A 13,499-nucleotide genomic window follows, 5' to 3' on the forward strand; every position below is an offset into this window, starting at 1 on the left:
CGTGCGAATTACGTTGCAATCGACCAGCTTGCGACCGGCGCCTTGTCGCTGCGGTGAATTTTTCGTCAATGGACATTTCCGCCGTGATTCCGCTGTTACTCTGAGCGTGTTTTCCGGCCCTGGTCAGCGGTCGCAACGGGGGTCGTGCAGTGCACTTCGATCACATCAGTACTTCGTCGCGTCGGTCCTGAAATGAGGCATCAATGATCGTGAGAAGAGCTGCAGTAACGGCAGGCATGGCGGTCGCCGCCATGGGTCTCGCTGCCGGGGTTTCCCACGCGGGGCCGGCGGCGGCGCCCGCCCCCGTCGCGCCCGCGCCGACCATGACGGCACCCGCCGTACTCCCGCTGCCGTTCCACGACGTCGCGTCCCGAGAGGAGAACGACAGGGCGTTCGGCCAGTTCGGCGCGCAGGTGGGCATCGCCGTCACGGTCGGCAGTCTGGTCGGAACCATTGCTGGAGCCGGAATCGGTTGTATCGCAACACTTCCTGCCGGGTGTGTGCCCGGTCTCGTCACGGGAGCGGGTATCGGTGGGGTAGTGGGAACCATCGTCGCCGGCGGTCCCACGCTCGGCGTCAGCGCCTACCAGTTGTGGGAGACGTACAACGCCGCCCCGGGGACCTCGATCTACGCCGACAGGGACGAGTAGAGCCCTCGCCTCGGTCGCCCGGCCCCGTCGTGTCACGCACGGCGGGGCCGGGTCGTGTGTGGGCGGCCTCCGCGAAGAAACCGACCGGTTCCCCGCTTTTGGTGGGAATTACTGCATGAATGACTGGTGCAATTCTTGGAATTCGGTCCCGGCGCCGTTCCCGATGCGAACTTCCATAGCCCTTCGTCGACTATTGGTGACGAGCCTTTTCTCGAGTCGAAACTCAATTGGGATCTGTCGGAGCAGCAAGTTACTGTTTAGCAGCGGATGGGGTTGAAACCTTAAGGGGATGGAATGAAGTTGCGTCGTTTCGTTACGACTTCGGCACTTTTGGTGGGTGCCCTCGCGGCCGGATCCGGGGTGGCGGTCGCGGAACCGGCGGCCGAGCCCGGAGCCGACATCGGATACGAGACCCGTGTGGAGGATCGGGCAGTCGTCACGAAGATCGATGCGGGCGCGTTCGTGGTGTCGTCGGATCGCAAATCGGTGTCACTCGAGGATGGCGCCGGAAACGCCGTCCTCTCGCTGCCTCTCGCATACCGCTTCGACGATCTGCAGTTCCCCTTCGAGGAGAAGGTCAGCGAGGACGGCAAGACTCTCACGTTGACTCCCGTCGTCGATCGCGCGAAGGCGACGCCGATCGCAGACACCGATCTTCCACTGAGCGATGTTGCTTCGGTCGAGGAGAACACGCGCGCGCAGGCGAATTTCGGTCAGCAACTCGCACTCGCCTCGGCGGTCGGTGGACTGGCCGGCACCGTCGTCGGTGGCGCGATCGGGTTGGTCGGCCTGATTGCGGGGCCCGTCGCCCTGGCGACCGTCCCGGTGTTCGCGGCGGTCGGGGCAATTGCCGGAACCGTCATCGTCGGTGGGCCGACCCTGGTCATTGCAGGTATTCAGCTTGCGCAGACTCTGACGGCGCCCGATGGCACCACGGTCTGGGCGAAGAACGACAAGGGCGCGAAGTAGCCAGTTTCAGCGGCGCGTGCGCCCGAGAGAGGTGTGAGTATTCATGGCGGAACTCTTCGGAATCCTGGCCGACATCTTCGGCTACGTGATCACGATCGTGACTGTCGGTCCCAAGCTGCTCTGATGTCGGTCCGAAAGATGTGCGACACCACGACGTGGGTGACCTAGCCGCACGGCTGCAAGACCACGGAACCGCCCGTCTCCTTCCGGAGGCGGGCGGTTCGTCGTCGTATGGACTTTCCGAAAGTGAACCTCGTCACAGCGGCGGAGCTGACGTCCCGGGTTTGCCAATGCTTAGGCTAACCTTCGTCCGTCACAGCGCTGCTCTTGAAACGGGTCTCGATGAACCTCCGACGGTTTACTGCCACATCCATGCTTGTCGTCGCGGCGATGGGAGTCGGGGCGGCCACGTCATACGCCGATCCGGCCGCCGCACCCCAGCCGGCAGTGGAACAGGGCATCCCGAACATCAACTACCAGACCGCTCGTGACGGTGACGCCGCTGTGGCCACCCTCGACGCCGGCGCCTTCGCGATCAACGCCGCGAACGACACCGTCGACGTGGTCGACGACAGTGGCCGCGTCGTCGCGTCCATTCCCACGTTCTTCCGGGTCGACGACCTGCAGCATCCCTTCGCTGTCGCGGTCGACGAATCTGCGCGCGTCCTGCGACTCGTCCCGAACATGGATCCGTCCGCAGCGACCTCCGTCCCGGTGTCGGAGCGGATCACCCTCGACGACGTCGCGGCACCGCAGGACAAACAGGAACGCGACGACCGCGCGCTCGACGACTTCCAGCAGCAACTCGGTATCACGAGTGCGATCACCGCGATCGTCGCCGCCATCATCGGCGGGGCCATCGGCTGTGCGATCGGCATCATCCCCGGCACCGCTGCCCTGGTGATTCCGTTCCTCGGTCTTGCCGGGCCGGTGGCAGGGTGCATCGGAGGTGCGCTGATCGTCGCGCCCGTCGTGGCGCTGGCGGGCACCATCGTGGTCGGCGGCGGCGCCCTGGTCGTCCTGGGCATCCAGTACCTGAACACGATCAACAGCCCGTTCGTCGCACCGGAACCCACGGCATGAGCGGCCGGTTCGCACGGCATCTGCGGGCCCTCACCGGAGCCGTGGTCCTCGTCGTCGCGGCGCTCGGCATCTCTGCCGGGACCGCACACGCGGCCCCGATAACACAGCAGGAATCGTCCGACATCGGCTACGAGGCCCACGCCGAGGGCACGTCCGTGATCACGTCCATCGACGCGGGCGCCTTCCGGGTCACCGACACCGGTGACGCGATCGAGGTGGTCGACGACAGCGGCAAGGTGGTGGCGGCACTGCCTCTCACGATTCGTGTCGGCGACGCTGTCTACCCGATCGACGCCGACCTCGACGGGCGGACGGTGACGCTCACCCCGCACGTCCCCGAGGACGTCGCGTCTTCGCTGAAGTCGGTGGCGCAGGACGGATTCGACACCCAGAAGGAGCGCGACGATTCGGCGCTCGCCGACTTCAACAGCTACCTCGGGTACGCGACGCTGATCGGCGGCCTGATCTTCGGTGTGATCTTCGGTGTCGTCGGTCTCGTGGTCGGGTGCGGACTGCTCGCCGTGACCGTGGTCGGCACGCCGGTCGGCTGCCGCGGCGGACTGCTGGCGGGATTCGCCGCCGGCGGGCTGGCCGGAACCATCTTCGTCGGCGGCGCCGCGCTGGTGATCCTCGGAATCCAGTACCTCGTCACCGTCAACACCCCGTTCGTTCCGCCCGCGCCCGAACCCACCGCCTGATCGGTTTCCGCGCGCACGGTAGCCACTGGGAGCGCGAAATGGTGTGCGGCCGTGCGGGGGTCGCCGATGTCGCACTGACGCAAAGCTCGTCGTGATCCGTCGCAGACGACTACGGCCCGCCTCCCCGAAGGGAAGCGGGCCGTCGTCGTCGGTGGGGTGCGTTACGAGGTGCGCACGCGCAGACCCGGGTTCTCCGCCAGCACCTCGTTGATCGGCGTCGCGAACAACTCGGGACTCTCGCCGAGGACGAACGTGACGACGTCCGCGACCTGGCAGATCGGGTACTGCCCGACGTTGGAGGCGCTCGAGATGCCGAGGGCCAGCGTGCCGGTCACGATCGTGCCGCCACTGTCGCCCTGCAGGGCACACATGCTCGTCGAGAAGCTGTCGGCCAGCGTGCGCTCACCGACCGAGACGGTCTGCGCGACGGACGTGACGCGACCGCACGTGAAGCCGGTCGTCAGACCCGACTTGCACACCGGGGCGCCGACGACCGGGTCGGCGGTTCCGGTGATCGCGACCGGCGCCGCACCGGGAACCCGGACGCCGTTGTTCTCGAACCGGCGGGCGGCGGCGTCGTCGGCCCGGATGATCGAGTAGTCGTGAATGTCCAGGCTGGTCTTGGCGAACGTGCCGATCCGCGGACCGGTGCCACCCTGGACCAGGGAGAACGCCTCCGATGCCTCCGAGGTGCCTGCAGCGCCCCGGTTGGGGTCGCAGTGCCCTGCCGTGATGTTCACGGGGTGGCCCGAGCCGTCGGTGCCGTTGAATCCGAGCGAGCAGCGCAGCCCGACTCCGCCGCCGAGCGAGCCGTACGCGTCGCCGCCCAGCAGGGCGTCGGCGGGCAGCGGTTCGGCGATGGGGGTGAGGTCGGTGGAGGGCAGCGGAGCGGCCGTCGCAGGCGATTGCACGACGCGAGCGCCCTTCAGGAAGTCCGGAAGCTGCAAACCGCCCACGTTGTCGGCGCGGAGCACGAGATCGTTGTTGACGATGTCGATGGCGACGCCGCGAACGAGATCGGCGACGGCGGGCGGCTGGGTGTCCAGCCACCCGTCGAGCGACTTCACCTGCGCCTGCAGGCTGCTCTCGCTCTGTGCCACATCTTTCACCTGGAAGCCGGCCTTGTCGGCCGCGGCGACCGCGGCCTCCTTGTCGGCGCCGTCGGCGAGCCCGACGATCGGGGTGCCTGCGTTGTCGAGCCACGTTCCGGCGAAGGCGTCCGGGAACTGGGTGCGGGCGATCTTCGCGAACTCGGCCAGCTTCTGGCCCAGTTCGGAGTGCTCCAGGTACTGGTCCGGGCTCAGCGACAGATCACGCGAAATTGCGTCGATCAGTTCCGCGGGAAGCTTGGCGGCCTGGCCGGACACTCCCGGCTCGACCGGATCGGCCTGAGCAGAGGCGGTGACCGGACCGAGGAGCAGCAGCGCGGCGGAGCCGAACACGGCGGCACGACGTGCGATGGAGCTTCGCATGGGGGCCTTTCTATGTTGTTTGTTCGCAGTTGCCTCGCGGGCGCACGCGAATACGACCCCCCCTGACAGGTAAGGCCGTACACAGTCGGAGTCGACTATATGGGTTCGCCCCGTCTATTCCCACCTGTAACACTCCCGGCGGGCGACGCAGCTGGACAAAGCGGACACCGGACCGTCGCGGCACCCTGCCGTACACACACCTGCGCCCGGTGTCCGTGACGAAACGGACACCGGGCGCAGGCTGAAAGCGGTGGCGAACTAGTCGGAGATGGTGCGCACGTGCATCCCGGATCCGACCGTGTCGACGATGTCCGCGACCGGGATGCCGAGGCTGGCCGTGCCGCCCTCCGGTGCCAGCACCAGGTTCGCCTCCGTGCAGTTGGGGGCGCCGGCGGCATTGGAACCACTGGTGATGCCCAGCGCGAGGGTGCCGGTGACGATGGCGCCGCCGCTGTCACCCGCGAGAGTGCAGGCGGTGCCCGCGAAACCGTTGATCACGCGGCTCGAACCGTCGGCAACGAACAACTGCGTCTCGACGTGATCGGCGGCGACCACACCACACGTGAACGACGACGTCTGACCCGACTTGCAGATCGGGGCGCCGACGACGGGACGGGCGGTGCCGGTGATCTCCAGGGTGGTGCCGTTCGCGCCGCGCACCGCGGGACGGTCCAGGCCGGCCTTGACGCCCGCCTCGTTCAGCTTGATCACCGAGTAGTCGAGCTTGTCGGCCGGGTTACCCACCGACGACTTCGAGAACGCGCCGATCTGCTGGCTGTCGTCGACGTTCTGATGGTTGGGGAGGAACACCGGCGACGGCTGGCCCTCGACGGGGTTGCAGTGCCCGGCGCTGATGTTGACGGCCTGGCCGCTGTCGTCGACGGCGTTGAAGCCGAGCGAGCAGACGGAGATCTCCGAGATCGGCGTCTTCGGCAGTTCACCCGCGGTGGTGATGTACGTGTCGCCGGCGAGGGGACCCCGCTCCACCGGACCGCCGCCGCCGGGGCTCAGCATCACCTTGACGTTGGCGAGCAGCGTCGGCAGGTTCAGCGCCTGGCCGACGGGGCTGTTGACGACGTCGATGACGACGCGGTTGTCGAGAACGTCGATCGACGCGGAGTTGACCTGGGAAGCCACGTCCTTCGGCAGTCCCGCGATCCAGCCGTTCACGTCGGAGAGGGTCTTCTCCAGGCCGTTCGCGGACACCGGCGCAATGCGGGTGTCGTACCCGGCCTTGGCTGCGGCGTCGGCGGCCTCGTTCGTGGTGACCGCGACGACGGGCTTGCCGTCGAGGCCGATCCACGCCCCGGCGAAGTCGTCGGGATGCTCCTCCCGGAAGTCTGCGGCGTAACTACCCAGCTCCTGTGCCTTCGCGGCGCGGTCGAGGTATTCCTGCGGGCTGATCTTCAGGTCGCGGGTAATGGCCTCGACGAGTTCGGCCGGCAACTTGTCGGCGCTCAACTGCGTGGTGCCGGGCTGCGTAACAGGGTCGGCCTGGGCGGCAGTGGAAAACGGAAAGAGAAGAAGCATTGCCGAGGCGCCTACAACAGCGGCGCGGTGCGCCAGCACGTTACGCATGAAATCCCTTCTGCACGGAATCCGTTCACTGAGGATTCCTTCTGGGGTGGGTATCAGCGCCCCACCTTAAGCTACGGACGGGTCGACCCGTCCGGGAGGTGTGACCGAAGGCTCACTGGCCTGGCGTTTTCAGCGCGGGCCGCACCGGAGTCGTCGTGGTGGTCGCGGCCAGCGCTTCCTTCGTCGTCGTGGTGGTGGTCGTCTCCGGCGGCGTCGTCGTGGTCGTCGCGGCAGTCGTCGTCGTGGTGGTCTGCGGGACCGTGGTGATCGAGGGAAGGGTGATCACCGGCGTCGTCGTCGTCGTGGTCGTCGTCGTCGGCGGGGGCGGCGGAACGAACACGGACGTCGTCTCCACCGGGGCGGGCGGGGAGCGACCGGGATCGGGGCCTCCACCTCCGTCGTCACGGCCACCTCCTGCGTGCTCGCCGTCGGGAACACCGCGGGCGCGACCGGTGTGGGCCGCGCGGTCGTCGTCGTCACCGATGCGGTCTGGGCGTCCTGGATCGACGGGACCGCGGTGCTGCCGTTGCCGGCGAGCGCGAACGCGACCGCCCCACCGGCCACCACCAGTGCGGCCGCGGCGACACCGGCGATGATCAGCGGCCGACGGTCGGGGCGCTTGGCGGGTGCGGTCGGCGTGCTCGCCGGAGTGGACGCCTCGGTCTCGGCCGACGGAAACGCGTCGGCGGACGCGGCGGCAGCGGCAGCCGGCACCGCTGTCACGGCGGAGTACGCGGTGTGCAGCGGGGCCTCGACGACGGGAATCGACTCCGTGTCGGCGCTCGTGTCCTCGTCGGTCAGCGCCAACCCGGCCGCCAGCAGGGCCGCGCCGTGGGCCGGGGACTCGGGTGACGCGGCGAGCGCCACCGACTCCGGGATGAGGGTCGCGTCGCCCAGACCCATGTAGTCGAGGGATTCACGCAGCTTCGTGACGATCTCCGGCGCCCAGTCCGACGGATGGGTCGCGGTGACCTTCACCGTCCCGGACAGTCCGTCCGACGCCTCCCGGAACAGGCAGAACATCGCCGTCGCGACGAGGTCCTCGGCGCGGGTCAGGGAACCCGCGTACTCGATGCCCGCGGGCTCGCCGACGCGTGCGAGGAAATCGCGGACGGCGCCCGTCGACTCCGTGCCGGGGTCGCCGAGCTGAACGGTGCCGTCCGGGGCCGTGAACAGGACGGACGGGTGTTCGATCGTCCTCACGTCGGTTCCGGAAGCGGTCACCACCGCCGTGGAAACCGAATCGCCGACGGTGAGTCCGACTCCGGTGGTCATGGAAGATCCTTACTGGCACGGTTCAGAGGGGTGCATCATCGCACCATGTGCACAGTGTGTCGCCTCCCGCGGTCGAATGGTTACATCCGGCACCCGTGAGTACTTGTTAACCGCCGGCGGTAGTTGTCAACCTGTCTGAGACAGGTTCTGGTTGATGTTGATGCCTGTCGGTTGTGGCGGGTGTGGTGCCAGGGGTCGGCCGCGGAACCGTTCGGGGTGTTCGGCCCAGATCTGGTCCAGCCGGTGCTGTCGGCGGCGGTGTTCCTCGGTGTCGAGGCCGAGGAACACCGATGCGGGGGTGTGCCGGCCCAGGGCACTGTGCCGGTGTTCGAGCGCGTAGCGGGTCATGAACGTCTCGGTCCATCGCCGCGCGTGGTCGATGTCGTCGAACCGAAGCGGGCACGACAAGTCGTACTTGATGGTCTTGAACAGCGACTCGGAGAACGGGTTGTCATCGCTGACCCTCGGTCGTGAGTAGGTCCGGCACGCGCCCGCCTCGTCGAGGGCGGCGATCAGGGCATGTGAGCGCATCGACGGACCATTGTCGGCATGCACCACCTCGGGCACCCCGAACGCCTCGAACGCCTCGGCGAACATCTGCACCGCCAACTCGGGAACCTCGGCGTACTCGATCCGCCAGGCCACCGGGAACCGCGAGAACACGTCCATCACCAGGTACAGCAGATACCTGTCCTGCTTGCGGGGACCGTGCAACATCGTGATGTCCCACGACCACAACTGCCCGGCCCGACCGGCCCGGGCGACCGGTGCCCGGCGGGCCGCGGCCGTGGCCCGCCGGGTGCGGCGACGGTCCCCGGTCAAGTTCTGCGCACGCGCCACCCGGTAGAACGTCGACTCCGAACACGCGACGAACCCGGCGTCGAAAGAACGCCAATACACCTGCACCACAGACAGATCCGTGTTCTCCTCGGCCAGGATCAACTCGACGATCCGGGCGCGCTCGTCGTCGGACAACGCGGCGGGCTGCCGCCGCTGAACGTGCGGGACCGGCTCGGTGACCGGAACGTAGTGCCGGTAACCGCGGGTGCGCCGGTAGTAACTCGACCGCGGCACACCGAGCAGGGCGCACGCCGCGGTGACCGGCATCGCCGCGTCCCGGACCAACACCCCGACGGTGTCGATCAGGACAGCTTCTCTCGCTCGAGCCACTGCGCGTACTCGTTCGCGCTCATCAACGCCGGTGGGATCGCAGATGGGTCCTCGTTCGAGCGCTTGGTGATCCCCTGCAAGAGAGCTCGAACGCTTTTCCCAGGATCTCCTGGGCGGTCTCCGCCTGTTCCACCTGGGCCTTGAGCCGTGTGTTCTCCCGGCGCAGCCGCGCCAGCTCGGCCCGATCCCGACTGTCCATCCAATTCCTCGACTTCTCTGCCGCGGCGACCATCGCCTGCGTGTATTGTCCGCTCTCCCGCGCGCGAAGCCACGCAGTGACGTGGTTCTTGCTCAGGTTCAACTCACGCAGCAGGCGCGTCTTGGCGCCGTGCTCGGTGCACTCGTCCCACCGGCGCAGCACCTCGATCCGGAACGCGATCGGAAACGAACGCCTACCCGTCGGACCACGCCCGATCGGAAAGCTGTCGATGTCGGTCACAGGGAACTCCGCTCCCCACGCTGACTGCCAGGTGTCTCACGACCATGCTGACAGCCAGCGCCGGCGGTTAAGAAGTACTCACGGGTGGCGAAGCCGCAGTCCCGTGGCCCATCGCACGCAGCATCGACAACAGTTCCGACCGCGACCCGGCGCCCAGCCGCCGCCGGATCCGGGCCACGTGATGCTCGATCGTCTTCGCGGAGATGTAGAGGCGCGACCCGATCTCCCGGTACGTCAGCCCCTGGACGAGCAGGTCGGCGACTTCCGCCTCGCGGTCGGTGAGCGACCCCGGCGTGCTCGGGCTCGGCACGACCGCGGAGTCGGCGCCGTTGCCGGGGGACGTCGGCTGGCGCAGGGCCCGCGCGACCTGCAGCAGGGTGGTCGCCACCCTGGTATCGGAGGCGCGCAGCGCGGCCTCGCCGGCGAGGCGCGCGCCGTCCCACGGCAGGCCGATCCGGTCGAGGGTGCGGGCGGCGTCCTCGACGGAGGCGGCGTCGATGTCGCCCTGCAGGACGCGCAGCCAGGCGCGACCGGCGGTGGCGAGCCCGGACGCGTACGGGCTGACCTTGGCGGCCTCGCCGAGGGCGCGGGCGTGGGGCATCAGATCGGCGGGGCATTCGGCGAGGATCGAGGCCTGCACGCCGTACCAGTGCAGGGCCGATCCCCACATCGCCGGTTCGCCGAGGGTCCGCAGCAACGACTGGGCGTCCTCGACGAGGTGGGTGATCCGCCCGGGTTCGCCGACGCGGATCGCGGTGAGCCACAGTTCGCCGAGCGGCAGCAGGCTCAGCAGGTCCACCGAGTACTCGGCGAGCACCCCCTGCGCGCCCGCCCAGGCCTGGAGCAGTGCCGCGTTGTCGCCGGTGCGCCGCGCCAGCCCGACCCGCAGGCCGTGGACGAACAGCAGATCGCGCTGGTGCATCGTCGCGGCGTCGAGACCGTCGAGCCGGGACTGCGCGGACGTGAGGTCGCCGCGGACCATCGACGTCCACGCGGTGAGCAGTTGGTGCCGGTTCGCGGTGACACTGCCGGGGCGCTCGGCGTCCCGGGCGCGGGTGAGGACGGCGTCCGCGTGGGCGAGTTCGCCGCAGTGGAGTGCGGCGAGGGCGGTGATCGCGGCGGGGGAGTCGGGCAGCATCCGGTGCCGCGACGCGCGGCCGGGCAGCGACAGGGCGCGGGTCAGCGAGTTGAGTGCCGCATTCGCGGACGCGGTCACGGACTGCACGAGTCCGGTCGCGACGAGGGCCGCGCCTGCGGTGGCGGCGGTGGGGGGTGCGCCCGCGCTCGTCGCGAGGACGGCTTCGGCGTCGTCGAGCCGGCCCGCCACCACGAGGACGGAAGCGGCGACGGAGGCGTCGGCACCCGCCCGGTCCGCACCGAGCCAGGCATACAGTTCGGCGCTGCGGTCGATCATCCCGCAGAACGCGGCGCCCGCTGCCGAAATACGCACGGCCGCAGCGAGTTCCGGGCCGTCGACGGTCGCGGATCTTTCGAGGACGGAATCGGCCAGACCGACGGCGGTGTCGAGGTCGCCGTTCAGGGCGCTCGCCTCGGCATGCGCGACGACGGCGCCGTCGCGGAGCCTGCCGACCCGGCCGGCTTCGGCGTACAGCGCGACGGCTACGGCAGGTTCGGCGAGTTCGGCTTGGGCGCAGAGGAATTGGCTCAGCTCGTCGCTGGGTGTGCCGGTCGCGGCCACCGCGCGGGCGACGGGAAGCGTCAGCGTTCCGCCGTCGACGTGATGGGCGAGCAGGCGGCGCGCCAGCGTGTGCAGTCGGTTCTCGCCGAGCGTCGTCGTGAGATGCGTGCGATCGAGAACCAGCGTGTCCCGTTCGTCGACCCAGCCGTCCGAACGGAGCGCGTCGACGGCCGCGCGGGCACGGTCGGGTTCGACGTCGAGGACCCGGGCGACCACGGTCTCGTCGAGGTCGCTGCCGAGCAGAACCAGTGCGAGAGCGGAGAGTTGCGGGCCGTCGAGGTCCGCGAGTTCGGTGGGAGGAAGCGGTGAGGGCAGCGAGGACACCGGCGCTCTATCCGCCGTTGCCGAGGACGCCGGGCACCAGGCCGGTGACTCCGCCGACGACGCCGCCGACCGTGTCGCCCACCCCGGTGACCGTGTCGCCGACCGCGCCGGCACCACCGACGATGGTGTTGGCGATCGCGGCGCCGCCGTCGGACGGAACGCTCGGTGCCGGAGCGGGCGCAGGTGCCGGTGCGGGAGCAGCCGGTGCCGGCGCGGGCGCCGCCGCGGCGGGGGCCGGGGCGGTGCCGGGCGCCGCGGCAACCGGTGGGGCCGCGGCAGGTGCGACGGTGCCGGGTGGGACGGTTCCGGGTGCGGCGACCGGAGTCGCGACACCGGCCGCGGTGCCGGGAACCCCGGTCGCGGCGGCGACACCCGCGGCCTCGGTGCCGGGTACGACGGCCCCGGTCGCGGCGGCCTCCGCCGGAACACCGGACGTGGCGGCCGCACCCGCCGATGTGCCCGACGACTGCGAGGTGGTCGCACCCGAACTGGACGCCGGTGCGACGTCGAAGGCCGTGCCGAGCGACAGCCCGCCCGCGGCGAGCAGGGCGATGGCGGCGACGGACGCGGAGATGATCCCGGCCTTCTTCTTGCGCGACATCCCGGTGGGGGCGGGCTCGACGGGTCTCGGTGCGGGCGGCCGGGCGGCGAGGACGACGGTGTCGGCGTCCGACTCGACAGCCGGGGCGGCGGCGGGCGCTGCCGACGCGGGCGCGGCGGTGGGAACGACGACCGGCATCCGCGCGACGGTCGGGGCGGCGGCGCGTCCCGCATCCCGGTCGGCGGCGAGCAGCGCCGCACCCAGGGCGGCGGTGTGGCCCGGACGTTCGGCTGCGACGACGGGAACCCGCAGCTCCGCGGACAGGAGTTCGGCGACGAGCGGGATGGCGGCGCTGCCACCGGTCAGCACCACCTGGGTGACGTCGCTGGATTCGAGACCGGCGGCGTGGATGCTCTCGCGGACCAGGGTCACCGAGTCCTGCAGGGGTTCGCGGATGAGGTCTTCGAGTTCCGAGCGGACGAGGCGCACGTCGGTTGAGATGCCGGGCAGTTCGATGCCGATGGTGGCCTCGGTGTCGGAGGACAGTGCCTCCTTCGCCGCGGTGCACCGGGTCCGTAGGCGGGTCAGCGCGGCGACGGTGTCGGGGGCGAACGGGTCGATGTCGCCGAACTCCTCGGCGACGTTGCCGAGGACGTACTGCATGGTGGCGTGGTCGAAGTGGGCGCCGCCGAAGTCCTCGGACCGCACCGGCTTGCCGAGGACGCCGGTCTCCGTGCCGTGTGCGTCCGAACGGAACAGGGTGATGTCGAGTGAGGTGCCGCCGAGGTCGTAGATGACGGTCAGCGCGTCGCCGAGGGTGCCGCGGGTCCGTTCGAGCCACGTCATCACCGCCTGCGCCTCCGACACAAGGGTGGCGTCCGCGACGCCCGCCTCCTCGAGCGCGTCGGCGAGCACCCCGACGGTGTACGGCGGCCAGACGGTCGGGTGGGCGACGACGGTGGCCGGGAGACCGTGCCTGCCCGACGCCGCCTCGTGGACGATGCAGCTGACGGCGGTGGCTACGAGGTCTTCGCCGGAGTAGGTCGAGCCGTCGTCGGTGAGGATCCCGACCGGGTCGCCCACGCGGTTCGCGAAGTCGGACACCGTCACGGCGTCCGGTTCGCCGCCGGCACCGCCGAGGAGGGGTGCGCGGTCGGGGGAGAGGTGCAGAACGCTTGCGCGGGACAGGACGGTGAGGTCGGCGGCATCCGTCACGCTCGCCCCGTCCGTGTCGACGGCGGCCACCGTGTTGACCGATCCGACACCGATGCCGAGCGCTGCAGCCATGTTCCACTCCTGTGGTCCGGGCGGGCGTCACGCCGCCTGTGTCAGACGGACGGTGCCGCCGTCGTATGTGACGGCCGGGGCCGTCGTGGTCACTCGAATTGTCGCGTGCGGCGGCCGTTTCGTTACGCCGATGCGCAGGTCGACGGCAGTTGCGGGGCCGATCCCCTAATGCCCCCCTACCCCTAACGGCGGGGGCCCGACCCCCGATGGGAGATCCCCGATACGGGGGCCGGTGAGTAGGGGGCGCCGCCCCGTTGGGAAGGGGGCCGCCGATCCATAACGTGTATTTCACTCGCCGTCACAGCAGTTGTGGT

General features: G+C 69.6%; 10 protein-coding genes and 1 pseudogene. 4 read left to right on the plus strand and 7 right to left on the minus strand.

Features of this window, described 5'->3' with window-relative positions:
• The first annotated feature begins 203 nt into the window (after positions 1–203).
• From I1A62_RS37575 to I1A62_RS37590, 4 genes are all read left to right on the plus strand, one after another.
• A complete protein-coding gene (locus tag I1A62_RS37575; protein ID WP_219457350.1) occupies positions 204–650 on the plus strand; it encodes a hypothetical protein in 447 nt (148 codons plus the stop codon).
• A 294-nt stretch (positions 651–944) separates the two neighbouring features.
• Positions 945–1,619, plus strand: a complete 675-nt coding sequence (locus I1A62_RS37580) for an ammonium transporter (protein ID WP_219457352.1) — start codon at positions 945–947, stop codon at positions 1,617–1,619.
• A gap of 372 nt (positions 1,620–1,991) precedes the next feature.
• A complete protein-coding gene (locus I1A62_RS37585) occupies positions 1,992–2,702 on the plus strand; it encodes a hypothetical protein (RefSeq protein ID WP_257890638.1) in 711 nt (236 codons plus the stop codon).
• Complete coding sequence (locus I1A62_RS37590) at positions 2,699–3,400, plus strand: hypothetical protein (protein WP_219457356.1); 702 nt, start codon at positions 2,699–2,701, stop codon at positions 3,398–3,400. The genes I1A62_RS37585 and I1A62_RS37590 overlap by 4 nt, the downstream gene beginning before the upstream one ends.
• 161 nt (positions 3,401–3,561) lie before the next feature.
• Here the strand turns inward: I1A62_RS37590 and I1A62_RS37595 are convergent, their stop codons facing one another.
• The 7 genes and pseudogenes from I1A62_RS37595 to I1A62_RS37625 form a co-directional block, all read right to left on the minus strand.
• Positions 3,562–4,872, minus strand: coding sequence for a S1 family peptidase (locus I1A62_RS37595; protein ID WP_219457357.1), 1,311 nt, complete (start codon positions 4,870–4,872; stop codon positions 3,562–3,564).
• A 258-nt stretch (positions 4,873–5,130) separates the two neighbouring features.
• The gene (locus tag I1A62_RS37600; protein WP_219457359.1) at positions 5,131–6,450 is read right to left on the minus strand and encodes a S1 family peptidase; all 1,320 of its coding nucleotides are present in this window, start codon (positions 6,448–6,450) and stop codon (positions 5,131–5,133) included.
• Positions 6,451–6,562: 112 nt separating this feature from the next.
• Positions 6,563–7,725 (minus strand): annotated as a pseudogene (locus I1A62_RS37605) (hypothetical protein).
• A 126-nt stretch (positions 7,726–7,851) separates the two neighbouring features.
• On the minus strand, positions 7,852–8,895 hold the full coding sequence (locus I1A62_RS37610; RefSeq protein WP_257890617.1) for an IS3 family transposase: 1,044 nt from the start codon (positions 8,893–8,895) through the stop codon (positions 7,852–7,854).
• A gap of 22 nt (positions 8,896–8,917) precedes the next feature.
• Complete coding sequence (locus tag I1A62_RS37615) at positions 8,918–9,334, minus strand: hypothetical protein (RefSeq protein ID WP_257890641.1); 417 nt, start codon at positions 9,332–9,334, stop codon at positions 8,918–8,920.
• 67 nt (positions 9,335–9,401) lie between these two features.
• Positions 9,402–11,357: a LuxR C-terminal-related transcriptional regulator gene (locus tag I1A62_RS37620; RefSeq protein WP_219457361.1), complete on the minus strand. Its 1,956-nt coding sequence runs from the start codon at positions 11,355–11,357 to the stop codon at positions 9,402–9,404.
• A 7-nt stretch (positions 11,358–11,364) separates the two neighbouring features.
• Complete coding sequence (locus I1A62_RS37625; protein ID WP_219457363.1) at positions 11,365–13,185, minus strand: Hsp70 family protein; 1,821 nt, start codon at positions 13,183–13,185, stop codon at positions 11,365–11,367.
• Positions 13,186–13,499: the final 314 nt, after the last annotated feature.

It is taken from the genome of Rhodococcus sp. USK10, from assembly GCF_019378875.1.
Classification (GTDB): domain Bacteria; phylum Actinomycetota; class Actinomycetes; order Mycobacteriales; family Mycobacteriaceae; genus Rhodococcus_F; species Rhodococcus_F pseudokoreensis.

Coding starts and splice junctions, on each gene's coding strand:
- I1A62_RS37575 (WP_219457350.1), top strand. CDS start 204: ATGATCGTGAGAAGAGCTGCAGTAACGGCAGGCATGGCGGTCGCCGCC.
- I1A62_RS37580 (WP_219457352.1), top strand. CDS start 945: ATGAAGTTGCGTCGTTTCGTTACGACTTCGGCACTTTTGGTGGGTGCC.
- I1A62_RS37585 (WP_257890638.1), top strand. CDS start 1,992: ATGCTTGTCGTCGCGGCGATGGGAGTCGGGGCGGCCACGTCATACGCC.
- I1A62_RS37590 (WP_219457356.1), top strand. CDS start 2,699: ATGAGCGGCCGGTTCGCACGGCATCTGCGGGCCCTCACCGGAGCCGTG.
- I1A62_RS37595 (WP_219457357.1), bottom strand. CDS start 4,872: ATGCGAAGCTCCATCGCACGTCGTGCCGCCGTGTTCGGCTCCGCCGCG.
- I1A62_RS37600 (WP_219457359.1), bottom strand. CDS start 6,450: ATGCGTAACGTGCTGGCGCACCGCGCCGCTGTTGTAGGCGCCTCGGCA.
- I1A62_RS37625 (WP_219457363.1), bottom strand. CDS start 13,185: ATGGCTGCAGCGCTCGGCATCGGTGTCGGATCGGTCAACACGGTGGCC.